At 72.4% G+C, this 26,019-nt stretch carries 21 protein-coding genes; 10 read left to right on the top strand and 11 right to left on the bottom strand.

Going from position 1 to position 26,019, the window contains the following annotated elements; genetic code table 11:
• The first annotated feature begins 23 nt into the window (after positions 1-23).
• From AB0L06_RS02440 to AB0L06_RS02425, 4 genes are all read left to right on the top strand, one after another.
• Positions 24-1,460: an aldehyde dehydrogenase family protein gene (locus AB0L06_RS02440; protein WP_500229100.1), complete on the top strand. Its 1,437-nt coding sequence runs from the start codon at positions 24-26 to the stop codon at positions 1,458-1,460.
• A 91-nt stretch (positions 1,461-1,551) separates the two neighbouring features.
• The gene (locus AB0L06_RS02435; RefSeq protein WP_500229099.1) at positions 1,552-2,940 is read left to right on the top strand and encodes an NAD(P)/FAD-dependent oxidoreductase; all 1,389 of its coding nucleotides are present in this window, start codon (positions 1,552-1,554) and stop codon (positions 2,938-2,940) included.
• Positions 2,941-2,992: 52 nt separating this feature from the next.
• Positions 2,993-3,511 carry an Lrp/AsnC family transcriptional regulator gene (locus AB0L06_RS02430; RefSeq protein ID WP_500229098.1) on the top strand — a complete coding sequence of 173 codons (519 nt, stop codon included), beginning with the start codon at positions 2,993-2,995 and terminating at the stop codon, positions 3,509-3,511.
• A 48-nt stretch (positions 3,512-3,559) separates the two neighbouring features.
• Entirely contained in the window at positions 3,560-5,533 is a 1,974-nt protein-coding gene (locus tag AB0L06_RS02425; protein ID WP_500229097.1) for a hypothetical protein, read from the top strand.
• Position 5,534: 1 nt separating this feature from the next.
• Here AB0L06_RS02425 and AB0L06_RS02420 read toward each other — a convergent pair whose 3' ends face one another.
• The gene (locus tag AB0L06_RS02420; RefSeq protein ID WP_500229096.1) at positions 5,535-6,350 is read right to left on the bottom strand and encodes an SAM-dependent methyltransferase; all 816 of its coding nucleotides are present in this window, start codon (positions 6,348-6,350) and stop codon (positions 5,535-5,537) included.
• A 142-nt stretch (positions 6,351-6,492) separates the two neighbouring features.
• Here AB0L06_RS02420 and AB0L06_RS02415 point away from each other — a divergent pair, with 142 nt between their 5' ends.
• Positions 6,493-7,689: a cytochrome P450 gene (locus AB0L06_RS02415; RefSeq protein ID WP_500229095.1), complete on the top strand. Its 1,197-nt coding sequence runs from the start codon at positions 6,493-6,495 to the stop codon at positions 7,687-7,689.
• A 61-nt stretch (positions 7,690-7,750) separates the two neighbouring features.
• Here the strand turns inward: AB0L06_RS02415 and atpB are convergent, their stop codons facing one another.
• A complete protein-coding gene (atpB, locus tag AB0L06_RS02410) occupies positions 7,751-8,581 on the bottom strand; it encodes a F0F1 ATP synthase subunit A (RefSeq protein ID WP_500229094.1) in 831 nt (276 codons plus the stop codon).
• A gap of 60 nt (positions 8,582-8,641) precedes the next feature.
• Complete coding sequence (locus tag AB0L06_RS02405; RefSeq protein WP_500229093.1) at positions 8,642-9,253, bottom strand: TetR/AcrR family transcriptional regulator; 612 nt, start codon at positions 9,251-9,253, stop codon at positions 8,642-8,644.
• 70 nt (positions 9,254-9,323) lie between these two features.
• On the opposite strand from AB0L06_RS02405, the gene AB0L06_RS02400 reads away from it, so the two are divergent.
• Entirely contained in the window at positions 9,324-10,007 is a 684-nt protein-coding gene (locus tag AB0L06_RS02400) for a pentapeptide repeat-containing protein (protein ID WP_500229092.1), read from the top strand.
• Here AB0L06_RS02400 and AB0L06_RS02395 read toward each other — a convergent pair.
• A complete protein-coding gene (locus AB0L06_RS02395) occupies positions 9,957-10,613 on the bottom strand; it encodes a TetR/AcrR family transcriptional regulator (RefSeq protein ID WP_500229091.1) in 657 nt (218 codons plus the stop codon). The genes AB0L06_RS02400 and AB0L06_RS02395 overlap by 51 nt on opposite strands.
• A 71-nt stretch (positions 10,614-10,684) precedes the next feature.
• Between AB0L06_RS02395 and AB0L06_RS02390 the strand changes: the two genes are divergently transcribed.
• Positions 10,685-11,377, top strand: coding sequence for an SDR family oxidoreductase (locus AB0L06_RS02390; protein WP_500229090.1), 693 nt, complete (start codon positions 10,685-10,687; stop codon positions 11,375-11,377).
• Between the two features lie 156 nt (positions 11,378-11,533).
• Here the strand turns inward: AB0L06_RS02390 and AB0L06_RS02385 are convergent, their stop codons facing one another.
• Genes AB0L06_RS02385 through AB0L06_RS02370 form a run of 4 tightly spaced genes read right to left on the bottom strand, consistent with a single transcriptional unit; the run spans position 11,534 to position 17,719 of the window.
• On the bottom strand, positions 11,534-12,142 hold the full coding sequence (locus tag AB0L06_RS02385) for a nitroreductase family protein (protein ID WP_500229089.1): 609 nt from the start codon (positions 12,140-12,142) through the stop codon (positions 11,534-11,536).
• A 4-nt stretch (positions 12,143-12,146) separates the two neighbouring features.
• Positions 12,147-13,067 carry a sulfotransferase gene (locus tag AB0L06_RS02380; RefSeq protein WP_500229088.1) on the bottom strand — a complete coding sequence of 307 codons (921 nt, stop codon included), beginning with the start codon at positions 13,065-13,067 and terminating at the stop codon, positions 12,147-12,149.
• A complete protein-coding gene (locus tag AB0L06_RS02375) occupies positions 13,064-14,326 on the bottom strand; it encodes a DegT/DnrJ/EryC1/StrS family aminotransferase (RefSeq protein ID WP_500229087.1) in 1,263 nt (420 codons plus the stop codon). The genes AB0L06_RS02380 and AB0L06_RS02375 overlap by 4 nt, the downstream gene beginning before the upstream one ends.
• A gap of 27 nt (positions 14,327-14,353) precedes the next feature.
• Complete coding sequence (locus AB0L06_RS02370) at positions 14,354-17,719, bottom strand: DUF4135 domain-containing protein (protein ID WP_500229086.1); 3,366 nt, start codon at positions 17,717-17,719, stop codon at positions 14,354-14,356.
• 1,177 nt (positions 17,720-18,896) lie between these two features.
• Here AB0L06_RS02370 and AB0L06_RS02365 point away from each other — a divergent pair.
• Positions 18,897-19,751 carry a family 3 encapsulin nanocompartment shell protein gene (locus AB0L06_RS02365; protein ID WP_500229085.1) on the top strand — a complete coding sequence of 285 codons (855 nt, stop codon included), beginning with the start codon at positions 18,897-18,899 and terminating at the stop codon, positions 19,749-19,751.
• A gap of 399 nt (positions 19,752-20,150) precedes the next feature.
• On the opposite strand, the gene AB0L06_RS02360 is transcribed toward AB0L06_RS02365, so the two are convergent.
• Positions 20,151-21,557 carry an MFS transporter gene (locus AB0L06_RS02360; RefSeq protein ID WP_500229084.1) on the bottom strand — a complete coding sequence of 469 codons (1,407 nt, stop codon included), beginning with the start codon at positions 21,555-21,557 and terminating at the stop codon, positions 20,151-20,153.
• A 407-nt stretch (positions 21,558-21,964) separates the two neighbouring features.
• Positions 21,965-23,620 (bottom strand): AMP-binding protein, encoded by a 1,656-nt coding sequence (locus tag AB0L06_RS02355; RefSeq protein ID WP_500229083.1) that lies wholly within the window; start codon positions 23,618-23,620, stop codon positions 21,965-21,967.
• A gap of 142 nt (positions 23,621-23,762) precedes the next feature.
• On the opposite strand from AB0L06_RS02355, the gene AB0L06_RS02350 reads away from it, so the two are divergent.
• Positions 23,763-24,521 carry a GNAT family N-acetyltransferase gene (locus tag AB0L06_RS02350; protein ID WP_500229082.1) on the top strand — a complete coding sequence of 253 codons (759 nt, stop codon included), beginning with the start codon at positions 23,763-23,765 and terminating at the stop codon, positions 24,519-24,521.
• Positions 24,522-24,817: 296 nt separating this feature from the next.
• Here the strand turns inward: AB0L06_RS02350 and AB0L06_RS02345 are convergent, their stop codons facing one another.
• Entirely contained in the window at positions 24,818-25,504 is a 687-nt protein-coding gene (locus AB0L06_RS02345) for an NAD(P)-dependent oxidoreductase (protein WP_500229081.1), read from the bottom strand.
• Positions 25,505-25,553: 49 nt separating this feature from the next.
• Here AB0L06_RS02345 and AB0L06_RS02340 point away from each other — a divergent pair, with 49 nt between their 5' ends.
• Positions 25,554-25,925, top strand: coding sequence for a winged helix-turn-helix transcriptional regulator (locus AB0L06_RS02340; RefSeq protein WP_500229080.1), 372 nt, complete (start codon positions 25,554-25,556; stop codon positions 25,923-25,925).
• Positions 25,926-26,019: the final 94 nt, after the last annotated feature.

Raw genomic sequence — 26,019 nt, 5'->3', positions numbered from 1 at the left:
CCCCGAGCAGGAAGGGTCATCCCATGACGACCACCAGCAGCTTCTTCGTCGACGGCGCGTACGTGTCCGGTCAGGGCACCGGGATCGTCGAGGTGATCAGCCCGGCCACCGGCGAGCGCGCCGGCGCGATCCCCGAGGCCGTCGCCGCCGACGTGGACGCCGCCGTGGCCGCCGCCCGCGCCGCGCAGCCCGCCTGGGCCGCCACCAACGTGTGGGAACGCGCCGCGCTGTGTCACCGGATCGGCGACGAGCTGGCCAAGCGCGTGGACGAGCTGGCCCGCCTGCAGACCCTGGAGCAGGGCAAGCCGCTCGCCGAGTCGGTCGCCGACATCGAGGAGGCCGCCAAGCTCTTCCACCTGCACGCCGAGGACGCCGTCCGGCTGCACGGCGAGACGCTGCCGTCCACCGACTCCTCCAAGCGGATGTTCACCTTCCACCGGCCGGTCGGCACCTGGGGCATCATCACGCCCTGGAACTTCCCGCTGCTGATGCTCGCCGAGTTCGTCGCTCCCGGCCTCGCCACCGGCAACGCGCACGTCGTCAAGCCGCCGGAGAACACCTCCCTGACCGTCCTCGCGGCGATGGAGGCGTTCATCGCCGCGGGCGTGCCGGCCGGGCTGGTCAACGTCGTCCCGGGCGCGGGCGCCACCGGCGAGGCCCTGGTCACGCACGACGGGATCGACGCGATCGGGTTCATCGGGTCGTCCGCCACGGGAGAGAAGATCCAGAAGATGGCCGGGCTCAAGCGCTCGGTCATGGAGTGCTCGGGCAACGGCCCCGTCGTCGTCCTCGCCGACGCCGACCTCGCCGCGGCCGCCCGCGCCGCCGTCGACGGCGCATACCTCTGCGCCGGCCAGGTCTGCTGCGCCACCGAGCGCGTCATCGTCCACGCCGACGTGCACGACGCGTTCGTCGCCGAGGTCCTGCGCGCCGCCGAGAGCGTCGTCCTCGGCGACCCGTTCGACGCCTCCGTCAACCTCGGCCCGCTGAACAACGAGGGCGTCGCCGCCAAGATGGACCGGCACATGGCCGACGCCCGCGAGCGCGGCGCGAAGATCCTGCTCGGCGGCGGCCGCCGTTCCGGCATGCCGACCGACCTGTACTACGAGTTCACCGTCGTGGACGAGGTCCCCGAGGACAGCCTGCTGTCCCGCGAGGAGTCGTTCGGCCCGGTCGTCCCGATCATCACCGGCCGGGACGACGACGACCTGCTGCGCATCGCCAACGACGACGCGCTCGGCCTGCAGGGCGCGGTGTTCACCAAGGACATGACCAAGGCGTTCCGGTTCATGGAGGAGATGGCCGTCGGCCAGGTCATCGTCAACGACTCCAACTCCTGGTGGGACGTCAACATGCCGTTCGGCGGCGCGGGCGGCCGCGGCACCGGCTGGGGCCGCATCGGCGGCAAGTGGACGCTGCTCGACATGACCGACACCCGGACCGGCGTCATCTCCCTCTGACCCGTCCCGGCCGAACCCCGGACGCAGCGCCCCCGGGCGCCGAGTGCCCCGGGGTCCGGCCCGTCCCGCTTTCCGCCCGCGAAGGATTCGCATGAGCCACCGCTCCCACCTCGGCCGCACGGCCGCCGTCCCGTTCTGGCTGGACCGGGACCGTCCCGCGCCGCTCCCCCGCCTGACCTCCGACACCCGCTGCGACCTGGCGGTCGTCGGCGGCGGCTACACCGGCCTGTGGACGGCCCTGCTCGCCAAACGGCGCAGGCCCGGCCTGGACGTGCTGGTCGTCGAGCAGGAGACGTGCGGGCACGCCGCGTCCGGGCGCAACGGCGGGTTCTGCTCGCCGAGCGTCACCCACGGCCTGGCGAACGGCGCGGAGCGGTGGCCCGCCGAGATCGGCGAACTCCAGCGGCTCGGCCTGGCGAACTTCGACGCGATGGAACGCGACCTCGACGTCCTCGGCATCGACTGCGACTTCCGCCGCGCGGGCAAGGTGTCGCTCGCCGCGACGCCCTGGCAGGAGGACGGCCTGCGCTCCGCCGCCGCGCTCGCCGCCAAGCACGGCGAACGCGCCACCCTCCTCGAGGGCGACGACCTGCGGAAACACATCGACTCGCCGCTCTGGTCCCTCGGCCTCCTGGTGCACGACTACGCGACGCTCGACCCGGCCCGCCTCGTCTGGGGCCTGCGCGACGCGTGCCTGCGCGCGGGCGTCCGCATCGCGGAGCACACCGAGGTGACCGGGATGACCACCCCGCTCACCGGACGCGTCCGGCTGCGCACCCCGTACGCCGAGGTCTCGGCCGTCCAGGTGGCGCTGGCCACCAACGTGTACCGGCCCCTGCTGCGCCGCCTCGCGCTCAGCTGGATCCCCGTCTACGACTACGCCCTGGTCACCGAGCCCCTGACGGACGACCAGCTCGCCGGGATCGGCTGGACGGGCGACCACGGCCTGTCCGACGCGGGCAACCAGTTCCACTACTTCCGCAAGACCCCCGACAACCGGATCCTGTGGGGCGGCTACGACGCGATCTACCACTGGGGCAACCGCGTGGACGAGGCGCTCACCCAGCGCCCGGAGACGTTCGAGAAGCTCGCCGCGCAGTTCGCCGAGGCGTTCCCGTCCCTCTCCGGCGTCCCGTTCAGCCACGCGTGGGGCGGCGTCATCGACTCGACGACCCGGTTCTGCATGTTCGCCGGGACCGCGTCCGGCCGCCGCGTCGGCTACGCGCTCGGCTTCACCGGCCTCGGCGTCTCCGCGACCCGCTACGGCGCGGAGGTCATGCTCGACCTGCTCGCCGGCCGCGACACCGAACGCACCCGGCCCGCGATGATCCGCCGCGCGCCCGTCCCGTTCCCGCCCGAACCCGTCCGCTACCTGGGCGTCCAGGCCACCCGCTGGTCCCTGAACCGCGAGGACCGCACCGGCCGCCGCAACGCCTGGCTGCGCCTGCTGGACGGTCTCGGCCTCGGCTTCGACTCCTGACCCGGCATCATGGGTCCGCCCGGACCCCCAACGGCAGAAACGGACATCCCGGATGAGCACGGCTTCCCTGGACGACATCGACCGCCGCATCATCGCCATCCTGCAGGCCGACGGCCGCCGTCCCTACGCGCAGATCGCCGAGGAGCTCGGCATCCCGGCGTCCTCGGTCCGGTACCGGGTGCAGCGCCTGGAGGAGTCCGGGGTCCTGCAGGTCGTCGGCATCGCCAACCCGCTGAACATCGGCTTCGACCGGCTCGCCATGATCGGCATCAAGGTCGCCGCCGGCGCCGCCTCCCGCGTCTGCCGCGCCCTGCGCGACCTGCCCGAGACGTCCTACGTCATCATGACCACGGGCGGCTACGACGTGATGGCCGAGGTCATCTGCCGCGACACGGGCCACTTCACCGACCTGATCAACCACCGCCTCCACCAGATCGACGGCGTCGTCTCCACCGAGTCCTTCTTCGTCCTGGAGGTCCACAAGCTCGCCTACGGCTGGGGCGTCCCCGCCGTCGAAGCCGTCCTTTCCGCCCCCGAACCGCCCCCCGGCTCAGGCCTCGACCAACTCTGACCCACCCGGGCCGCGCAACCGGCGGCCCGGCTTCGACGTCCCATCAATGTGGACGACCTGACCGAGCCCGAACAGCGCGTCTGGGACGCCTTCCCCGAGTCCCGTCCCACCGACCTCGCCGGAGAACCCGTCCGCGCCGAGGTCGTGGCGGCCCTCGCCCTCGGCGTCCAGCCCGGCCTCCCCGGCCGCACCCCCGCCGTCCGCCTGTTCAACGCCCGCATCACGGGCGTCCTGGACCTGTCCCTGGCGACCGTCCCGCACCCCCTCGTCCTGGTCGGCTGCGAGTTCGAGCACCCCCCGATCCTGGACGGCGCCCACCTCCCCGCCCTCACCCTCGTCCGCGCCCACCTCCCGGGCCTCCAGGCCGTCCACACCCGCATCACCGGCGACCTCAGCCTTCTCGAAACCCACTGCGAAGGCACCCTCTGGCTGGACGGCACCGAGATCGGCGGCCTCCTGGATCTCTCCGGCGCCCGTCTGCGCGGCGATCCGGCCGTCCGCGCCGACCACCTCACCGTCGGCGGTGACCTCACCATGCGGAACGCGACGACCCACGGCAAGGTCACCCTGTGGAACGCGCACATCCGGCAGGCCCTCAGGCTGGATGACGCCCGGTTCGCGAACCCCGGTGGTGTCGCGTTCGACGGGGACGGCCTGGCCGCCGAGGACGGCCTGTTCGCCCGGCGCCTGGAGTCGTCCGGCGAGTTCCGCCTCCAGGACGCCCGCATCGGGCGCCGCTGCGACCTCGGGGGCGCACGGCTCACCAACCCCGGCGGCGACGCCCTCCAGGCCGACGCGCTCAAGGTCGACGGCACCCTGGAGATGTCCTCCCTCGCCACCGAAGGCCGCCTCTCGATTCGCGGCGCCGCCCTGACCGGTGGTCTTCGCATGGAGGGCGCGACGCTCTCCAACCCGGGAGCCTCGGCCGTCTACGCCGTCCAGACCGAGATCGGTGAGAGCGCGCGCCTGAGCGACGGCTTCTCCGCGGACGGCGAGCTGACCTTCGGCGGAATGCGTGTGACGGGCAACTTCTTCATGCGCGGCGCCCGTGTCTCCAACCCCGGAAAGGTCGCGCTGTCCCTGCCCGGCGTGTCGCTGAACGGCCCCCTCATGCTGGAGGACGCCAGGGTGACCGGCGAGATCCACATGATCGACGCCAGCGTGAGAGGCGGGATCACCTTCCAGAACGCGCACGTCTCCAACCCGGGTTCCGCGGCCATCACCGCCGCGCGCGTCAAGGCCGCCGGCACGGTGGACTGCTGCGAGGGGTTCAGGGCGGCGGGACGCGTCTCGTTCACGTCCGCCGAGGTCGGGCGGGACCTGTGCTTCGACGGAGCGCACATCGAGGGGGACCTGGAGCTCAAGCGTTCACGTTCTGGAATCCTGCGCCTCGGTGAGACGACGAGGATTCTGGGCAGGGCCGACCTCCGGCATGCGTCCACCAACGTCCTCGCGGACTATCCAGAGGCCTGGCCCGAATCGGTGCGTCTGGACGGGTTCACCTACGAGTCCCTGCACCGTTCGATGCCCCTGGCCGACCGCCTGCAACTGCTGACGCGGGACACCGACGGATACATACCGCAGCCCTATGAGCACCTGGCCGGCGTGTACCGGCGTATGGGGCACGATGCGGCGGCCCGGGACGTCCTGCTAGCGAAACAGCAACGGCGTCGGGGGGGCCAACAGGTTCCGCAGCGGATCTGGGGATATCTCCAGGACTGGACGGTCGGCTACGGATACCGGCCGCAACGCGCCGCTGCATGGCTGATCGCCCTGCTGGCGCTCGGGACGGTCGTGTTCGCCGGACACCACCCGCCGCCGCTGAAGAAGGACGAGGCGCCGGAGTTCAACCCGTTCCTCTATGCGCTTGACCTGCTCTTGCCCATCGTGACCTTCGGGCAGGACAGCGCATTCGCGCCGCGCGGCGCCTACCAGTGGCTCGCCGCCGCACTCACGGCCTCCGGGTGGATCCTCGCGACGACGATCATCGCGGGCGCGTCGCGGGTGTTGTCGCGGCAGTAGGTCAGGGGACGCGGGCGACGCCGCCGTACATGGAGACCTGCTCGACGGTCGGGCCGTGCTCCTGGACGGCGTCCGGGCGCCATTCGGTGACCGGGCCGACGCCGGGGTCGATGATCTCGAGGCCGTCGAAGAACTTGGCGAACTCGGCGATGGAGCGGTTGCGGAAGGGGATGCCGCTGCGCTGGTTCGCCTCGTCCACCGCGGCGCGTCCCTCGTCGGTGAGGTAGTCGGTGGTGGCGTTGGTGATGACGACGAAGCTGCCCGGGGCGAGGGCGTCGACGAGGGTCCCGACGATGCCGTACGCGTCGTCCTCGTCGACGAGGAAGTGGGTGATGGCGACCAGCATCAGCGCGACCGGCTCGGTCAGGTCGAGGGTCTTGCTCAGGGCCGGGTCGGCGAGGATGCGCTCGGGTTCGCGCAGGTCGGAGTCCAGGTAGGCGGTCGCGCCCTCGGGCGAGCTGGTCAGCAGGGCGCGCGCGTGGACGAGGACGATCGGGTCGTTGTCCACGTAGACGATGCGGCTCGCCGGGTCGATCTCCTGGGCGATCTCGTGCACGTTGCCCGCCGAGGGGAGGCCGGTGCCGATGTCCAGGAACTGCCGGATGCCCGCCTCCTCCGCGAGGTACCGGACGGCCCGCTGCATGAACCGGCGGTTCTCGATCGCGGCGTGCCGGATCGTCGGGAACCCGGACGCGACGGCCTCGCCGGAGACGCGGTCGGCCTCGAAGTTGTCCTTGCCTCCGAGCCAGTAGTTGTAGCGGCGGGCCGGATGCGGCTTGCTGGGGTCGATCCCTCGGGGGGCTCGCTCGGCGCTCACGGTGCACCTCGTTTCGAGCGGGTGATGGGTGATCAATTGTGCCGGATGTCAGGAGGTTTCACGCGTTGCGGGGTGGATCGCCAGGGAATTTCCGGCAATGATCGTCTCGCTTCGGTCGCGACGACGCGGAAGGCCCTTCCCCATGAGTGTCCGCTACAGCCCCTTCGACTTCGACGTCCAGAAGGACCCGTACCCGATCTACGCGCGCCTGCGCGAGGAGGCGCCCGTCCACCGGAACGACGAGGACGACATCTGGGTCCTGTCCAGGCACGAGGACGTCGAGGCGGCGCTGCGCGACTCGGCGCGGTTCTCCAGCGTGAACGGGCTGCGCATCGAGCCCGCGTTCTGGGGCCCCGACGCGGAGCGGTTCTTCTCGTTCGTCGCGATGGACCCGCCCAAGCACACCCGGATGCGCGGCCTGGTGTCCCGCGCGTTCACGGCCAAGCGCGTCGCCGCGCTGGAGCCGCGCCTGCGCGAGATCGCGCGCGGCCACCTCGCGCCGCTGCTGGAGGCGGGCGAGTTCGACCTGATGAGCGACTTCGCCGCGCGGTTCCCGACCGACGTGATCTCCGAGCTGGTCGGCGTCCCGGAGTCCGACCGGGACCGGGTCCGCGACCTCGGCTCGGCGATCATGCACCGGCCGGAGGACGTGCCGGGCCCGGTGACCGACCTGCCGCCCGAGGCGCTGCAGGCGATCGGCGAGCTGGTCGGCTACTACACGCAGCTGACGATCGAGCGCGCCAAGGAGCGCCGCGACGACCTGCTCTCCGGCCTGCTGGACGCGGCGGAGGGCGAGGACCGGCTCACCCCCGAGGAGATCGTCGGGGTGCTGATCCTGCTGGTCGGGGCCGGGATCGAGACGTCCATGCTGCTGATCGGCAACTGCTGGCACGCCGCCTGGGCGCACCCGGACGCCCGCGCCGCCGCGCTGCGCGGAGGCCGGGTGGACGCGTGGATCGACGAGACCCTGCGGTACGACCCGTCCACGCAGACGCTCGCCCGGACCGCGACCGAGGACGTCGAGCTGCACGGCGTCACCATCCCGAAGGGCGGCCGCGTCCTGTCCCTGGTGGGCTCGGCCAACCGCGACCCGCGCGTGTTCGACGACCCCGACGCCTTCGACCTCGACCGCGACACGGGCAAGGCGCTGTCGTTCGGCATCGGCCGCCACCACTGCCTCGGCTCGGCGCTCGGACGGCTCGAGGCGCGCATCGCGCTGACCGAGATCGCCGCCGCGGTCGCCGACTTCGAGGTGGACGAGCCGGGCGTGAAGCGCATCTACTCGTCCAACGACCGCGGCTTCGTCGCCCTCCCGACCCGCATCACCGCACGTCACTGACCCCCGGCGCGGCCCGCGTCCCACCCGGACGCGGGCTCGGCACCGTCGGAGCCGCGAGGGCTCAGTGGTCGGGGTGCAGCGCGCCGCCGATGTAGGACGCGGCAAGCAGCGTGAAGATGTACGCCTGCAGGACCTGCACGAAGATCTCGAACGCGGTCAGCACCACCGACATCAGCACCCCGACCAGGCCCAGCCCGAACCCCGCGACCGTGGGCCTCTCCAGGAGGAACCACCAGGCCACGGTCGCGAAGAAGGCCAGCAGGATGTGCCCGGCGAACATGTTCGCGAACAGCCGCACCGACTGCGTGAACGGCCGCAGGACCAGGTGCTGGAGCAGCTCGATCGGCGCGTAGAACACGTACACCCAGACCGGCAGTCCGGGCGGGAACATGATGTTCCGGAGGTATCCGATGACTCCCTGTTCGCGCACGCTGATGACCAGGTAGAGCGCGTAGCAGACGAGCGCGAGCAGCAGCGGCATCGCGAAGTGCGAGGTCGCGGGCAGCTGCAGGACGGGCACGTCCCCCATGAGGTTCATGGCGAGGACGAACAGGAACAGCGGCAGCAGGAACGGCATCCAGCGGTCGCCGTCCTTGCCGATCATCGGCCGCGCGATCTGGTCGCGGACGAACAGGTAGCCGATCTCGCCGACGTTCTGGATCCCGCGCGGGACGAGGGCCGGACGGCCGAACGCGCGCCCGGCGAACACGATGACCGCCACGGCCGAGAGCACGATCAGCAGCACCGGCTTGGTGATCTGGTCGGGCAGGACGCCCGGCCAGAGCGGCCCCCACTGGAACAGCTCCCCGCCGGGGGCGTGGAACTCCCCGGACGACGCTACGGACGCCGATGCGTTGGCTGCTACGGACAGTGCGGACGACGCGGTCGGCATTCGACCCTCCCGGGGCATGATGATACGCCTGTACCACTAAGAGATGGTACAGGCGTATCACTAACGCCGGAACAGCCGGTCCAGGTGGTAGACGAGGATCGCGCGGGCCTCCGGGCCGTCCCGGTGCCCGGCCATCACGCCGGAGCCGAGGCCCTGCGCCATCGTGAAGAGACCGGCGGCCGTGGTCAGCGCGTCCAGCTCGGGGTCGATCTGCCCGGCCTCCTGCGCGCGCGTGATGTGCTCGGCGAGGAGACGGTCGGTCGCACTGTGGTGAGGCGCACCGACCCGCGCGGCAAAGTCGGGGTCGTCCAGCATGAGGATGAAGTAGGCGTTGTAGGCGCGCCAGATCCGCCGGCCCTCGTCGTCCAGCGGCATGGCCGCGGTGAGAACGCCCTCCAGTACCGCGCGCGGGGGCGGCGGGGACACTCCGGCGCTCTCCTCCCCGATCCGCGCGACCATGCGCGCCGACATCTGCTCCCCCAGGAACGGCACCGCGCCGAGGAGCAACTCGAGTTTGCTCTCGAAGTAGTACTGGACGAGCCGGACCGACACCCCGGCCTCGGCCGCGACCTCGCGCATCGTGGCCGCCTGGAGCCCGCGCGCGCCCGCGATCCGCAGCAGCGCCTCGGCGATCTGCCTGCGCCGCTGCTCGTGATCGACCCTCTTCGGCACGCGTCGTGCCCTCCGTCCTAGGGGAATCAGATCCGGCCAGAGTACGGCCGGGTCGGGTACGGTCGGCGGCATGTCCGGGTCAAACACGGGTTCGAGAACCCCGCGTCAACCACGCCGGCCGCGCCTCCCGCAGGGGCTCTCCCCCGCAGGACGCGACGACGCCGAACTCGTCCACGACGCCAAGTTCCTGTCCATGGACTACAGCGCGCTCGACCTGTTCACCCCCGAGGACGACCCGGAGGACGTGACGTTCGAGCGCTGCCGCTTCACCGACACGCGGTTCGCCGGGCTCACCCTGCACCGCGCGGGCTTCGCCGACGTGGCGTTCCAGGGCTGCGACCTGGCGAACCTGCGCCTGTTCGACTCGCGGCTGTTCAACACCGCGGTCACGACCTGCCGGATGACGGGCACGCAGTTCAACACGACCGGCCTTCGCGACGTGACGTTCGAGGGCTGCCGCGCCGACCTGGCCGGATTCCGCTTCGCGGTGCTCCGGAACGTGGTGTTCCGCGACTGCAACCTCACCGAGGCGAACTTCCAGAGCGCCGAACTGCGCGACGTCCGGTTCGAGGGCTGCGCGCTGGTCGCCGCCCAGTTCAGCCAGGCGACCGCGCGGAACGTCCGCTTCGACGGCTGCGACCTCTCCGGCCTGGCCGGCGTGGACGGCCTGGACGGCGCCACGGTCGGGCCGTCCGACGCGGCCTCACTCCTGCCCTCCTTCGCCGCCGCGCTGGGCGTCACGATCGAGGACTGACGCTCCTCCCGTCAGGAACGACCCGCCGGTTCCGGCGGTGGCCTCGCGGACGACGAGGCGTCCTAAGCGGCGTCCGAGCTCCTCGTCGAGCGGGGCATGGTCGAGCATGATCCGGTACCAGAGGACGCCGTAGACGATGTCGGCCAGCAGTTCGAGGTCGGTGTCCGGTGCGACCTCGCCGCGGGCGATGGCGCGTTCGAGGATCGAGCGGAACACGGCACGGCGGGTGAACACGAACCGCTCCCGGAACTGGACCGCGAACGCCGGGTCGAGCAGCGCCTCGGCCATCAGCCCGACCAGGACGGCGCGCTGCCCGCGCTGGTGGAAGGTCGCGGCGAGGAAGACGTCCAGGTCGGCATCGAGCGAGCCCTCGTCGGGGACGGCGACCAGCTCGTCCGCCAGCCCGGTCATGGCCTCGAGCACGACGTCCGCCTTGGACGACCACCAGCGGTAGACGGTCTGCTTCCCCACGCCCGCGCGGGCCGCGATGCCCTGCATGGTCAGCGCGGCGTACCCGCGCTCCTGGAGTGCCGCCATGGCCGCGTCGAGGATCGCCCGCCGTGCCGTCTCGCTGCGTGGTCGGCCTGGGCCGCGTTGTCCGGTCATGCCCGCCAATTTACAAGACGCTGCGTCTCGGATAATATCGAGACGTTGCGTCTAGTTAAGGGAGTGCGCAGATGCGCGTCGTCATCATGGGTGGTACCTCCGGGATCGGCCGCGCGGCGGCCGAGCGGCTTGCCGAGCAGGGTGCCGAGGTGATCGTCACCGGGCGGGACCCAGAGAAGCTCGCCGAGATCAAGGCGACCGTCAGCTCCGCCGAGCAGGTCGACGGCACCGACGAGACCCAGGTCCGCGAGTTCTTCGAGCGGACGGGCGAGTTCGACCACCTGGTGCTCGCCTTCAGCCCCGGCGGGATCGCGATGGGCCCGATCGCCGAGGTCGGCGCCGACGCCGTCCGGCAGATGTTCGAGGGCAAGCTGTTCGCCTACCTGTCGGTGATCAGGTTGGCGCAGGGAAAGGTGAAGGGTTCGATCACCATGCTGTCGGCCGCGTCGGCGCGCGCGGCGAACCCGGGCACGGCCGTGCTCGCGGCGGTGAACGGCGCGATCGAGCGGACCGTCCCGCCGCTGGCCGCCGAGCTTTCGCCGGTCCGGGTGAACGTGGTCTCCCCCGGCCTGATCGACACGCCGTGGTGGTCGTTCATCCCGGAGGACCAGCGTTCCGCCACGTTCGGCCAGTTCACCGGCGCGCTGCCGGTGCCGCGCGCCGGGCGTCCCGAGGAGGTCGCGGACGCGATCGCCTACCTGATCTCGTCCGAGTACGTCACCGGGACGATCCTCCCGGTCGACGGCGGCGCCACCATTTCCTAACCCCTCCGCTTCGGCCCCGGGACGCGATGCGCGTCCCGGGGCCTCCGCGTGTCCGGTGCGGCGGGCCGTCCGGCCGAGCGGAACCGGGTGTCAGGACCAGTTCCGGTCAGGCGGAACCGGGCGTCAAGACCAGTTCCGGTCGGGCGGAACCGGGCGTCAAGACCAGCGTTCGCGGCGGACGAGGTCCTCGATCGACTTGCGCCGCTCGCGGAACCGGGCGCGGTCGGCGGGCTTGCCCTTCGGGGGCTCGGCCGAGTGGCCGAGGGTCATGACGCCGACGATCGCGACGTCCTCGGGCAGGCCGAGGAGCTCCTTCAGGTCGTCCGTCCGCTGGACGATGGCGAAGCCGGTGCCGAGGCCCGCGTCGATGGCGGCGAGCTGGAGCATCATCATCAACGCGCCCGAGTCCACCCACCAGTACGGGGTGGGCCAGTTCATCTCCTCGCCCTCGTCGTTCACCTTGTCGGGACGCTGGTAGCGCTCGTGGTAGGAGTCCTCGTGGACGCCGAGCACCAGCAGGACGGGCGCCTCCGACAGCCACGGCCCCCAACCGCGCTCCAGGTACCAGCGCTCCCCGGCGATCTCCGCGATGCGCTTGCGGGTGTCGGCGTCGGTGACGGCCACGACACGGTGGCCCTGGCTGAACCCGGCGCTCGGAGCGCGCCGGACGACACGGAGGATCCCGTCCAGCGCGTCCTCGGCCACGGGCTCCGCCGTGTACGACCGAACCATCCGGCGACGGGACATCACGTCACGAAATTCCATTGGTTCACCTTCCACGTGGGACGAGCGGATAGCCGTAGGCGGGGAGCATCGGCAGCGCGACGGCGGTCGCGAGCGTCCGGTCCCGCGGTGGCTGCGTGCCGAGCCAGCGGTCGTCCCGGCGGATCCGCACCGGGCCGCGCCGCAGCCTGTCCGGATTGCCCGTCACGGTGTGATTGACGTGCAGGATCGCCTCGCCGCCCGCGTCGACCGGCGGCTCGCCGGTGAGGCCCGCCATCCGCATGGCGCGCGCCAGCGCCGCCCGCGGTTCGCGGGTGAAGTCCTCGTAGCGGACGCGCAGGTAGCGGTCGGGGAAGGCCCGCCCGATCAGCTCGGACGCGAGGTTGAACCCGACCCAGTAGCCGGTGCTGCGCACCGGCGGCATGGGCGGAATGTACTCCTTGGCCGTCCGCCACGACTCGGCCGTCGCGCGCGGGTCCCGGACGACGTGCAGAACGCGCGCGTCCACACCGCGCGCTCCGCACAGCGCGGCGGCCTCGGCGGGGAACTTGCCGCTGTCCACGATCACCGACGCGCCGGACTCCTCCGCGATCGCCTCGTACAGCCTCACCATGTCGTCCACCGCCGGGGGGACGGCGAGGGAACGGGCGCGCGCGGCGGTCAGGCGGGCGCGCGTGTGCCGGGTGCGCAGCGACGCGTCCTGCCGGCGGACGGCCCGCTCGGCATGCTCGCGCCGCCTCGCCGGGTCACCGCCCGCGACGCGGGTGAGGACCGCCGACCAGAGCGCGCACCGCTCGATCTCGTCCCCGCAGCCGCACGACCGGTTCGTCCCGGTGCCGAGGACACCGTTCGACCAGAGGTAGCGCAGCTCGCCGACGTGCGCCACGCCGTCCAGCTCGGCGAGCAGGTTGCCGATCAGGGTCGTCCCGCTGCGGCACCAGCCCGTCACATAGACGACCTTGATCACGCGCCCCTCCCTCCCCAGGCGGACAGGACCTTGTCGACGGCCTGGACGAGCTGGTCGCAGTCCCCCTCATCGAGGTTCGCCGACAGCGGGATGTCGATCGCCTCGTCCAGCCGGGCGGCGGTGACGGGGAACTCGGCGCGCGCCTTCTCGGCCTCGGGGAACAGGAACCGCCAGTTCCAGAAGGCCCGCACGTTGGTGTCGCCGGGGTCTCCGAGGGCCCGCGCGGCGATGCCCTCGGCCCGCAGCGCCGCCGCGATCCACGCGCTCTGCGCCGAACTCGCGCCGGGCACCCGGAACACCATCGCCTCGCCCAGGTAGGCGTGGTCGGCGACGGGACGCCGCAACGCCACGTCCGGGAGGTCCGCGAGCCCCGCCGCCACATGGTCGTAGTTCCGGTGGTGCGCCTCCAGCCGCTCGGGCAGGCGGCGCAGGAGACCGCGGGCGAGGGCCGCGCGGATCTCGTCCATCCGGAGCCCGAAGATCGGCATGGCGAGGTCGTCGACGGGCGGCGGGGGCCCGTCGAAGTGCCGCGACATCCGTCCCTCGTACGCGCCCGAGTACACGATCGCGCGCGCGTGCAGGGCCGGGTCGCGGGTGAGGAGGAAACCGCCCTCGCCCGTGTTCAGCGACTTGTCGGACTGCGTGCTGAACGCCCCGACGTCGCCGAACGTGCCCAGGGGCCGTCCGCGCAGCCGCGCGCCCAGAGCCGGGACGGCGTCCTCGACGACCGGCACGCCGAACTCGCGCGCGACCTCCAGCACCGCGTCCATGTCGGAGGCGAAGCCGCGCATGTGCACGACGACGATCGCCTTGATCTCGGGAGTCATGCGGCGGCGCAGGTCCGCCACGTCCAGGTGCAGGTCGTCGTCGCACTCCACCAGCACGGGCCGGTGCCCGGCGAGCCGGATCGCGCTGGGCGTCGCGGCGAACGTGAAGGCGGGGCAGGCGACGGCCGAGCCGGGTGGAAGGTCCAGCGCGAGCAGCCCCAGCGCGATCGCGGTCGTGCCGCTCGCGCAGGCCAGCGCGTGCTCGACCCCGAAGAACGCGGCGAGATCCCGTTCCAGGCCGCCGGTCTGTGTCAGCCCGTGGGGCCGATGGTCGTAGCGGAAGTACAGGCGGGCCCGGATCGTCTCCAGCACGAGATCGAGATCCTCGTCGTCGATGAAGACATCGCCCTTGTCATAGGTCGGCCAGGGAGCCGTGCGCACGGGGTGTGCGCCGTCGATGGCGAGCTGGGCCGGCTCAACGTCCACGGACATCTGGGGTCCTCCAGGGAAGGTGCGGGTCTAGGCGGGGCAGCGAGGCGGCGCGAGCGCCGGAAGGTCGGGCACGAGGTCCGGACAGGCCCGCCGGAGCATCCCGAACCCGATCCCGGCGATCCCGGCGAACAACCCGGGAGCGGGCGCGGGCGCCGCCGTCCGCCATCCCCGGAGTTCCGCCTCCACGGGGACCTCGGGGCGGACGGGCAGGGGAAGCCCGAGACGCGAGAACGTGCCGTGGCAGAGCGAGTCGTCACCAGGCGTCCTCTCCTGAACAGCGAGAAGGGCGAGCTCCAACATCCGCCCAACCCCACCGCCGATCCCCCGGCCGTCCCCCAGCGCCCGGCCGCCGCCCAGCACTCCCATCGGAACGTCGCGGGAGTCGCGGACGTCGCGGGAGTCGCGGATGTCGCGGGTATCGCGGGTATCGCGGATGTCGCGGGTATCGCGGATGTCGCGGGTATCGCGGACGTCGCGGGTATCGCGGACGTCGCGGGCATCGCGGACGTCGCGGGCATCGCGGACGTCGCGGGCATCGCGGACGTCGCGGGTATCGCGGGGGTCGAGAGCGTCGGCGAAGGCGACGAGGGCGGTGGCGGTGCCTTCGGCGCCCCGGCACCAGCCGACGCCGTCCTCGGGGCTCACGGACAGCAGGAGCCGTTCCGCCCGGTCGAGGAATCGAGGGTCGGGAACGAGCCGGTGCAACCGCGCCAACGCGACGGCCGCCCCCGGGGCGCCGTATCCAAACCCGGGTCCGGACGGGGCGTCCTGGAGCAGCCTGTCGCCCGCGACCCTGGCCATGTCGAGGATCTCGTCGTCGGGCAGGACGGCGTGGAGCGCCAGCGCTGAGATCACCGTGCCCGCCGTCCCGTCCAGGACATCGCTCTGCGACGTGTGCCCCTTCTGCCGCAGCAGCACGCCGCGAGCACATTCGGCCAGGTCAGAGCGCTGGTGGACGGCCGCCGCGTGCGCCAGGTAATAGACCGCGCCGAGCCCGTGCGGGTGGAAGCGATGGTCTCGGGCGGGCAGTTCGGCCGCGAGTTCGAGACGTCGCGCGACTTCGTACCCAACGTTCTGGGCCAGTCGCTCGTTGTTACCAGTGAGAGCCGAGAAGTAGGAGAGGAACAACCCGATGCCAGGCAACCCGCCGTACAGGTCGAGCCCGGCCGCCGCGCACCGACGCGTCGTCCCGTCCACGGGCTCGGTGGTCACCCACCCGATCCGCCCACCCCCGTCCCGAACCGCACCGCGCTCCAGCTCCGCAACGACCGAGGCCGCCACCCGAACCCCCGCGCCCATGTCCACGGCGAATCCCGTGGACAAACCCCCCACCGATCCGAAAGCCACCGAACCCGGCAACGAACTCGGTCTCGGGCTCGAGGTCGGAATCAGGCTCGGAGTCGACGTCGACGTCGGGCTCGGGCTCGGAGTCGAGGTCGACCTCGGGGTCGAAATCGAGGTCGACGTCGGGGTCGAGGTCGGGGTCGAGGTCGACGTCGGGGTCGAGGTCAAGGCCGAGGTCGACGTCGGAATCGGGCCCGGAGTCAACGTCGACGTCGAGGCCGAGTTCGGAGTCGACCTCGAAGCCGGGATCGGGATCGGGGTCGAGGTCGACGTCGAGGCCGGGTTCGGAATCGAGGCCGGGGTCGGGATCGGGGTCGAGGTCGGGATCGTGCCGAGGGCGGTGTCGATGACGCTGGCCTGGAAGAGAAGGTCGTCCTCGTCCAGGCCGTCGAGCCGGTCGGTGATCTCAGCGAGCGGCGTGCTCGGGAGGACGTCCCGGAGCATCGTGCCGTCCTCGAGCCAGAGGTGGCGATGCCCCGGCCGGAGCTCGAACACGGGAACCTCGCCGCGCCAGAGCGCGTCCCGCTCAACGCCGATCAGCCGCGCGCGCTCCAGAACACCGGGCCAGCCCGCGTCCAGCCGGGCGAGCCCGCGGGCCCGCTCATCCGCATGGCGCATGGCCTCCGGACGCCAACTCTCCAGCAGCAACCGCATGTAGAGGAAGGTCGAAAGTTGAACGAGCCGAATCGCTACATCGGCGCACCCCGCGAGCGGGCCGTCCTGCCCGTCCCTGCCGGTCAGCAGCGACGAGCCCGCCTCCGCGAGTTGCCGGTAGGCGAAGCGATGCCCGTCGTGCAGCGCGTCCCGGTACGGACGCGGGTCGAGCGGGGCGCCGTCCTCGTCGCGGGCCCGCCCGGGAGACGCGGGCACGGTCCGGTAGCCGCGCCCGATCCGCATCCGGTCGGTGCCGGGGTCGTCGACCCGCGGAACGGGGATCAGCGTCCGCCGCTCGGCGGGCCCGAACGGACTGATGTCCACGCCGAACGGAAGCTCGGTGAACACGTCCGGCATGACAAGCGGCCCCGGCAGCAGCCCGGTCCGCAGCACGGACGTGGCAAGCCGGTCCGCCGCCGGGTCACCCAGCCTCGCGCGCCGGACGAGCGGCTGCGTGAGCTCGGTGTGGAACAGCGCCTCCAGGTCGATGACGACCGGGTCCGCGCCGTCCGAGATGACGTTCTCCGCGTGCAGGTCGAAGCCGCCGACCGCGTGCATGAGCGCGAGCAGCGCCCCCGTGCGCCACAGCAACGCGGGTGCGTCCCCCGCACCGGTGGGCGCGGCCTGGACGAACTCGCACCAGCCGTGGTCCCCCCGGTCGAGCACCCTCAGCCGCCGCAGCGGAAACTTCGGCCCGCGCTCGTTGAACCAGCCAAGGAGCCGGTCGAAGACGAGGTCGATGCCCAGCCCGCGCGGCTTGTACACCACGGTCGCGTCGGCGAACCGCACCAACGCCACCGTCCGTCCACCCCGGTGCGTCTCCGCCGACCCGAACATCACCTGCAGGAGGTCACCCAGTTCAGGACCGAACGCCTCACGAAGCGCGGGCAGATCGGCCACCAGATCCCGCGCGAACGCACGCCGGGCCCTCACCCACCCGTCCAGCACATCCACGACCTGCCGGGCGAGCACCGGATACCGCGCCCAGACCGCGAGCCCCCGCCCGGGCTCGCCCAACGAGCGCACGAACCCGCGATACCCGTCCTCCCCCGCCCCACCAGCGCCCTCACCGTCCGCATCAGCCCCAGCCCGACACTCATCAGGCCCGGCCCGCTCGGCGGAAACAGCAGCAGGCTCAGCCGGCGAACCGAGCGGCTCGAGGCCGCCGGTGACGAACGTGTCGGATGCGGGCGCGGTCGACGAGGTGTCGGCGACGGCGCGGAGCTCCTCGGCGAGAGACGGCTCGACGGCCATGGTGAGCCAACCGAGCGGCAGGTCGGCGGTCAGCGTCTCCACGAGTTCGGTGGGCAGGTCGGCGGCGAGGTCTCGGCGCGCCGCGGCCAGCAGCGGGCGAGCCACTTCGAGAAACCCCAGGTCAGCGGGCAACCCACTCATAGGCGCAGGATCCTCGTGCGCCGTGCGGAACCTACGGTGCCAGTCGGGCTCCACCGCGTCGTCCTCGCCGGGGCGCAGCGCGTCCCGCCAAGAAATCCCCCGCCCCGTCGCGCCTGCGGCCGCACCGCCGCCACCCCCGCTCGCGCTCCCCCTGCCCGCTCCTGCGGGCGAGGGCATGGCTGGGGACTGGGAGGGGGTGGTACTCCGGCCGGGGATGTCCGCGGGTTCCGCTCGGGGGGAAGTGGGACGAAGCGGGCAGGCGGGCGCCTGATAGCAAGCGAGGCGGGGGCCCGTGCCCACGAGGGGGTCAAGCACCGGGTCCGCGTAGCGGGCCAGGCGGGGATCCGTGCCCGCGAGGGAGTCGAGCACCGGGTTCGGGCGGCGCGCTGTGCGGGGGCCCGTGCCCGCGAAGGTGTCCAGCACCGGGCCCGCTTGGCGGGTGGCGTCCGTGTCCAAGGGCGGAGGCGTGGGCCGAGGCCCACCCGTGCCCGGTAGCGAAGGAGCGGGCCCCCGCTCGGACGTACCCGCGTCGGACGTACCCGGGTCGGACGTACCCGGGTCGGACGTACCCGCCTCGGACGCGCCCGGGACGGACGTGGCCAGGTCGGACGTCGCCGGGTCGGACGTACCCGCCTCGGACGCGCCCGGGACGGACGTGGCCAGGTCGGACGTCGCCGGGTCGGACGCGCCCGCCTCGGGCGTACCCGCCTCGGACGCGCCCGGGACGGACGTGGCCGCGACGGACGTGGCCGCGTCAGACGTGGCCGCGTCAGACGTGGCCGGGACAGAGGTGGCTGGGACGGCGGGGCCCGGGTCGGACGTGGACGGAGGGGGAGGCGCTCGGTGGGGGCCGGGCCTGTCTGGAGGCGGGGGTGTGGGGGAGGCGATGGAGTTGCGGGCCGCGGAAGTGATGTGCTGGTCCCGCGGTGAATGGTGACGTTCCGCGTTCACTTCGTCGTTGAATTGCGGCACGTCATCACCTCGAAGCTTCCGAGACCAATCCGCCGGGCCCGTTCTATCACGGTGAATATTTCTCCAACAAGATCGGGCCGTCCCCTTTTCATTTCCGCTCTGATTGCTTAGTCTCCGAACTGGCGCAGACAAGATCGAATGCGTCGCAACGGCCGGGCCGCGATCCGGAACGGCCGGCAACGGCTTCACACGATGGGAGTTCGTCGTGCTGGACTACCTCATCGACGATCCGGCCCTCCGCAGCCGCACTGTGGGCGAGGAGTTCGCGCTCGCCGTGGCCCGTGCGGGCAGCGGGGACGCGGTCGTGCGGGTGCGGACGCCCTTGACCACGCTGTTCCCGCTCGCCTCCACCCGCCCGCGGCCGACCGTCCGAGAGCAGACCAAGGGCGGCACCGTCGCCGACCAGGCCCTTCACTACGTGCGCGAACTCCGCGACGACGGGGCAGGGGAACGGTCCGAAACCGCCTACACCGCCACACCCGAGGCCGTGTTCCGGCCATCGGTCGCGAAGGCCGAGCTGACCGAACTGTCCGTGCGCGTGCCCGTCCCGGCCGACCTGTGCGCCGACCCCGCGCTCCTGGCGCGGTTCGTCGAGCACCGGGTCGTGGTCCGGCTGTGCACGGTCGAGAACGAGGTGCTACTGCGCGGCTCCGCGGACGGCGCGATCCCCGGGCTCCTCTCGGCGCCGGGGGTGCGGCGGCGCTCGGCCGAGTCGAAACCCCTGCTAGACGCACTGATGGACGGCTGCGCCGATGTCGAGGAGATGGGCGGCTCGTGCGACGGGCTGGTCATGCACCCGGCGAACTACTGGCGGCTGGTCGGGTCCGGCGCGCTCACCGCGCTGGACGCGGCGGGCCTGCGCATCACCCGAACCCGCATGATCGAGCGCGACCTGGTCCTGCTCGGCGACTTCCGCGCCGGGATCACCCTGCTGGACGGCGACGAGTCCACGCTCGCGCTGCGCCGCTCCAGCGGGCCCGACAGCGCCGCGATCGTCGCGACGATGCGCCTCGGCCTGGCACTGCACCTGCCCCAGCACTTCCTACTGCTCAGTCTCTGACACCTCTCGGCCTCTCCTCCGCTCCCCGACCGTCTCGCTCCCCGACCCGCTCCCCGCCTCGACCCCGGCCCGACCGCTTCCCGGCCTGCCCTTGCCACGCCCCTTGCCAGCTCCCTTCCCACTCCTCCCGGAGATCGCCGGGACCACCCATGAGGAATTGGAGGTGATCGACGTGCGCACCCCTCCGTGGTAACCCATCCGGGATGTTTCTTTCGGCGATGTGCCGCGTGTCGCCGAAACAATTCGACATCCCCGGAAAACCAATCATCCGAATATCGCGGCATGGTCTTCAGGAAAGGAGGGGCCGCCATGCGCACGCCTCCGTGGTAAAGAATCGGGCCGGCGTCGACCGGGCCGCCGCGGGCTAGGGTTCGCCCCACGTCCGGACGGACGCCCCGGTCAAGGCACGCCGTCAGCGGCGCGGCCGCCTCCTTGGGCCGCGTCCCGGCGCCCGCCATCCCACTCGGGGTGGCGGGCGCCACGCATGCCGCCCGCGGCCGCGCCGACGAGCGCGGTGAGCAGGAGGGACATTGCCATCCCCGCCCACACTGCCCGGAATCCGGCGTCGGACGAGCCGTGCAGGAGCGCGGTGAGTCCACCGACGCCGATCGCGGCGCCCGCCGACCGCGCGAGCATGATGAGCGCGCTGCCGTTGCCGGACCGTCCCGCCGGGAGGTCCGCCATGGCCACCGTCTGCAAGGCGATCGTCAACACGGCCGTCCCGGCGGTGCCGACGATCAGCGCCGGCAGCAGGACCAGCGCGTACGCCCCGTCCGCCCCGATGATCGCGGGCCAGGACCAGCCCGCCGTGCCCACGAGCCCGCCGGCGACGAGGATCGCGGTCGTCCCCGCGCGCCGCAGCAGCCGCCCGCTCAGCCAGGACGACACGGCCGACGCCAGCGGCGCCGGGGTCAGCGCGAGCCCGACGTCCAGCGTCGAGTAGTGCCAGCGCATGGTGAGGGCCATCGCCGCGGCCGGCGGAACCGCGAACGACACCACACTCGCCAGCACCATCCCACCGTTCCCGAGCGCGGCGGACCGGACCCTGAGCAGCGTGAAGTCCGCCGCCGGACGCGGATGGCGCAGCGACGCGAGCACGCCGAGCACCGTGACCAGCGTCCCGGCCGAGGCGGACCCGAGCACCCGTCCGGACGTCCAGCCCCAGTCGGGCCCGCGGACGAGGCCGAGCACGATCCCGGAGACGCCGACCGCGAGCAGCGCCGCGCCCAGCAGGTCGGGCAGGCCGCGCGTCCCGTCCGCCCGCCGGACGGCCGGGACCCCGTACGCGCCGCAGCCGAGGGCCAGCAGACCGAGCGGCAGGTTGACGAGAAAGATCCAGCGCCATCCGCCGACCGCGAGCAACGCCGAGCCGAGCGCCGGACCGGCCGCGGCCGCGACGCCGGACACCGCGCCGAACAGCGCGAACGCCTGCGCGCGGCGCCCGGGGAACGCGTCCACTCCGATCGACATCGCGAGCGCCACGACCGCCCCGCCGCCGCCGGCCTGGAGCAGCCGCGCCGCGACCAGCGTCGCCGGCCCGGACGCGAACGCGCACGCCAGCGACCCGGCCGTGAACACCACGAGCCCCGCCAGGTACATCCGGCGCGGCCCGTACCGGTCCGCCAGCCCGCCCGCCGGAAGCAGCACCGCGGCGAACACGACCGTGTACCCGGTGATCGTCCAGGACAGCCCCGCGAAAGTACTGCCCCGGAAGTCGCGCAGCAGCTTCGGTATCGCGACGCTGACGACGTTGTAGTCCACGACCGCCATCACCTGCGCGACGATCACCGACGTCAGCGCGAGCACCCGTCGCCCCCCGCGACTCGACGGAAGCCCGCCCTCCGCCGAAGCGGACGCCCCGCCCCCTAACGAGATCGCACCACCCACCGACGACGTCACGCCAGACGTCGATGACGTCGCACCATCCGACAGCGGCCCACCGTCCGGCGGCGTCTCGCCGCCCGATGGCGGCGTCTCGCTGGATGACGGCGGCGTCACACCGTCCGTCAACGGCGTCGGGCCGCCCGACGGCGGCGGCGGGTTGGGCGTTGGCGGGCCGGACGGCGGCGGGCCAGGCGGCGAGTCGGACGGCGTTGGGCCGTCCGACGGCGGCGGGCGGCTAGATGGCGGTGGGTTGGGCGGGGGTGGGGCGGGTGCTGGGGAGCGGAGGTGGGTGAGGAGTCTTCGGGCGCCTGTGGAGCCGCGGCGGACGGTCACGAGGTGGGGTCGGCCGCGGCCCGGCGGGCGAGGTCCTCCTCGATGTCGCGTTTGCGGATCTTTCCGGTCGGGGTCTTCGGGAGCTCTCCGACCAGTTCCAGCCGGTCGGGCGCGAAGTCGCGGGTGAGGCCGGCGGCGCGGGCCGTCTCGCGCAGGGCGTCCAGTGTCGGCGGCTCGCCGCGCGGGACGACGACGGCGACGACGCGTTCGCCGAGCACCGGGTCCGGTTCGCCGACGACCGCGATCTCGGCGACGTTCGGGTGCTCGCGCAGGGCGCCCTCGACGGCGACGCCGGGGACGTGGACGCCGCCCCGGTTGACCATGTCCTTCACCCGTCCGACGATCTTGATGCCGCCGCGCCCGTCCGGCCGGGCGAGGTCGCCGGTCGCGAACCAGCCGTCGTGGAGGAACCCCGCGAACAGCTCCTCGTCGTCCTGGTAGCCGAGGCACATGTTGGCGCCGCGGACCTCCAGCCGTCCGGGCTCGCCGTCCGGTACGGGGGCGCCGTCATCCCCGACGAGGCGCACCTCCATCCAGTCGACGGGCCGTCCGTCGCTGTGCACGGCGATGTCCGCGGGGTCGCCTGGACGGCCGATCGTGACGCCGCCGTTCTCGGTCATCCCCCACAGCGGCAGCAGCGGCAGGCCGAACACCTCGTGGACGCGCCGCGCCATCGCGGGCGGGATCGGCAGCGACCCCGACACCAGATACCGCAGCCGCACGTCACGCGGCCGCGCGTCCTGCTCCTCGATGAAGTCGCCGAGGATGGACGGGGTGATGTAGCCGACCGTGATCCCGTACTCGCGGGAGAGTTCGAGCAGGTCGGCGGCGTCGAACGCGTCCGCCCACACGGCCGTCGCGCCCGCGAGCAGCGGCGCGAGCATCCCGTAGAGCCAGCCGCCCTGCCCGCCGACGATGCACGGCGTGGTCAGGACGTCCTCGCCGGTGAGCCCGAGCGGGTCAACATAGCCGCGCGCCATCGCGTAGAGCGTGTTGAACGAGTGCCGGACGCCCTTGGGCCTCCCGGTCGTGCCCGAGGTGTACATGATCTGGAACAGGTCGTCCGGCCCGGGCGCCTCGAGGTCGAGTCCCGCGAGGCCGGTGGACGGTGCGAGCAGGGCGTCCTCGAAGCGCAACGCGCCCTCCGGGACCTTCTCCCCGACGACCACCAGATGCCGCAGATCGGGCAGCCGGTCACGCATTCCGGTGACGGCGGCGGCGGGTTCGAGCCCGCGGACCTCGTCGATCACCACCGCGACCCGCGCGCCGCTGCGCCGCAGGATCCACTCGGTGTCGGACACCCCGGTCGCGATGAAGTACGGCACGACCACCGCGCCGAGGCGTCCGCAGCCGAGGGCGAGGACGGTCACCTGCCACTGGTTGACCAGCTGCATCGCGACCCGGTCGCCGCGCCGGACACCGAGTTCGCGCAGTCCGGCGGCGCAGCGGTCGACGGCGTCCTTCAGCTCCGCGTAGGTGAGGAGCCGGTCGGGCCCGCGCGCGGTCTCCCAGGTGTGCCCGACGACGGCGAGCCGGTCGGGCGCCTCGCGGGCCCACCGGTCCAGGTCGTCCAGGAACGTCCCGTCCCGCCACCAGCCGCGCTCGTGGTAGCGGCGCCGCTCCGGATTGATCACTTCAGGTTCGCCGGTCATCGTCGACCCCTCCCTCGGTGTCCTCCAGCAGGGCAACACGGACGCATCCCCACGGACAACGGCCGATCATGACAAAAAGATGATCTTGCTCCGTGCAAATTCGTTCGCGTGCGCCGCCACCCCCGGCGTACTCTCCGCCCTCGTGCTGATCAACGACGTGCAGGCGTTCCTGCGGAGCATCCCGGACGACCGCCGACTCCGGATCGGGCCGTTCACCGCCAAGATCGATCCGGACGACCCCGACTGGCCGTTCAACTTCGCCGTCCCCGACGACGACGCCGACCCGACCGAGGACGAGGTCAAGGCCCTGGTCACGGCCTTCCGGGAACGGTCCCGCGTCCCCCGCCTGGAGTACATCCCGCGCGCCGCGCCCAAGGTCGAGGCCACGCTGCTGGCCGCCGGGTTCACCCCCGAGGGCCGTTTCCCGCTGCTGGTCCGCCCGCCGTCCGAGGTCGTGGACGCGCCGGTCGACCCGGGCGTCCGGACCGAACTCGTCCCCGCGTCCGCGACGGACGACCTGTGGGCCGTCGCCCGCGTCACCAACGCCGCCTTCGACGCGCCCCCGCCCGCCGAACACGACATCGCCCGCATGCTCCGCATCCTCTCCGGAAACGGCCTGGTCGCCGCCGCCCGCGACGCTGCGACGGGCGAGATCGTCGGAGCCGGCCTGCTCCTAGCCCCGAAGTCAGGCGTCGCCGAGGTCGCGGGCATCGCCACCGCTCCGTCCCACCGCCGCCGTGGTGTCGGAGGCGCCATCACCGCGCTCCTCACCCGCGCGGGCGCGCGAGCCGGACTCACCACCCTCTTCCTCACCCCCGCCAACGACCAGGCGGCCAACGTCTACGCCCGGGTCGGCTACCAGAAGCAGGGCGAGGCCCTCTTCATCTCCCTCCGCCCCTGACCCCCTCCACGCGCGCGCATGAGGGGACGCGAACGTTTGTTTCGAACCCTCAAGGACCCCCTGCACGCACGCGCGCATGAGGCGCCCCAGGCGGTCCGTACCCATCCGCGCGGATCGATCCGCGCACGCGCGCGCATGAGCAGGCCCTCCTCGGCGCACCGCGCCGCCGGTCGATCTGCGCACGCGCGCATGAACCCGGCGGCGGTCCTCGCCGCTGCCAAGGTGCTGGTCGATCCGTGCACGCGCGCGCATGGGGCGCCCCCCCCGTTGGTCCGCCTCATGCGCGCCGCTGATGGTCACGAGCCCGCCGGGCCCTCGACCCCCATGTGCACGCGTGTGTGCGAAGGCGTGTCGATCTGGTCGAGCACGGCGATGGCGAAGTCGGGCAGCGAGATGCGGCTGGTCGGGGAGCCGGGCGCCTCGTGGTACTCCCCCGTCCGTCCGGCCTCGTGGTCGAAGTCGCCGGACGGGCTCAGGATCAGCCAGTCCAGGCCGTCCCCGCCCTTGCGCAGGACGTCCACGCCCGCGAGGTGTCCCTCGCAGAACGGCCGGAACTGCGCCGGGAAGTCGGGCAGGTCCATCCAGGTCGGACCGCTGGCCGCTTCCAGGTACGACCCCAGGCCGACCGCGATGACACGCGGAGCCTTGGACGCGAGCAGCGCCCGGTTGGCCGCCGGGAAGTGCTCGCCCGGATCGGCGCTCAGGTCGGCGGCGGCGTTGACCACCGCGTGCTTCCCTTGGGTGAGGCGCGCGACGGCGTCCGCATCGGTGATGTCGCCCGCCACGAAGGAGACGGCACCGGCGGTGTTGGAGTTATCCACAGTCTGGGTCTGGACTTTCGCGTCCGTCCCGGCGTCGGCCACGCTGGTGTGAGCGGACGGGTCGCGGACGACGGCGGTGACGCGGTGGCCACGGGCGAGGGCCTCGCGGACGACCGCGCGTCCGACTCGTCCACCGGCCCCGAAAACGATGATCTCGGTCATGAGAGGACGGTAACCAGGAGGGAGGTATCCACTTGGATACTGTGATCGCATGCACGACCACCTCAAGGCGGACATGTTCGACGAGCTCTGCCCGAACCCCCTGACCCCCATCCGCGTGGGCGACAAGTGGGCGGGCATGATCATCCGCTGCCTCGAGGACGGCCCCCGCCGCTTCTCCGAGCTGCGCGTCCCCCTCCGCGACATCACCCCGAAGTCGCTCACGCACTCCCTGCGCACCCTCGAGCAGGGCGGTCTCATCTCCCGCCACGAGCAGAACCGCTCCGTCGAGTACGCCCTCACCCCCCTGGGCCGCAGCATGCTCGAACCCATGAACGCCGCCTGCGCCTGGGCCGAAGAACACTGGGACGAGCTGGTGGACGCCAACGAAGCCACCTTCCAGGCGTCCCGCCACCCTGCCTGACCCGCACACCACCCGCCAGGCGTCCCCCATGCGAGACGCCCAACAAAGCGTGCGCGAACACGACCACCAAGCCCAAGCACACGCCCTGGTAACG

It is taken from the genome of Spirillospora sp. NPDC052269, assembly GCF_040679435.1.
Taxonomy (GTDB): Bacteria; Actinomycetota; Actinomycetes; order Streptosporangiales; family Streptosporangiaceae; genus Spirillospora.
The sequence above is the reverse complement of the archived record's forward strand: the minus strand, read 5'-3'. Positions and strand labels throughout refer to the sequence as shown.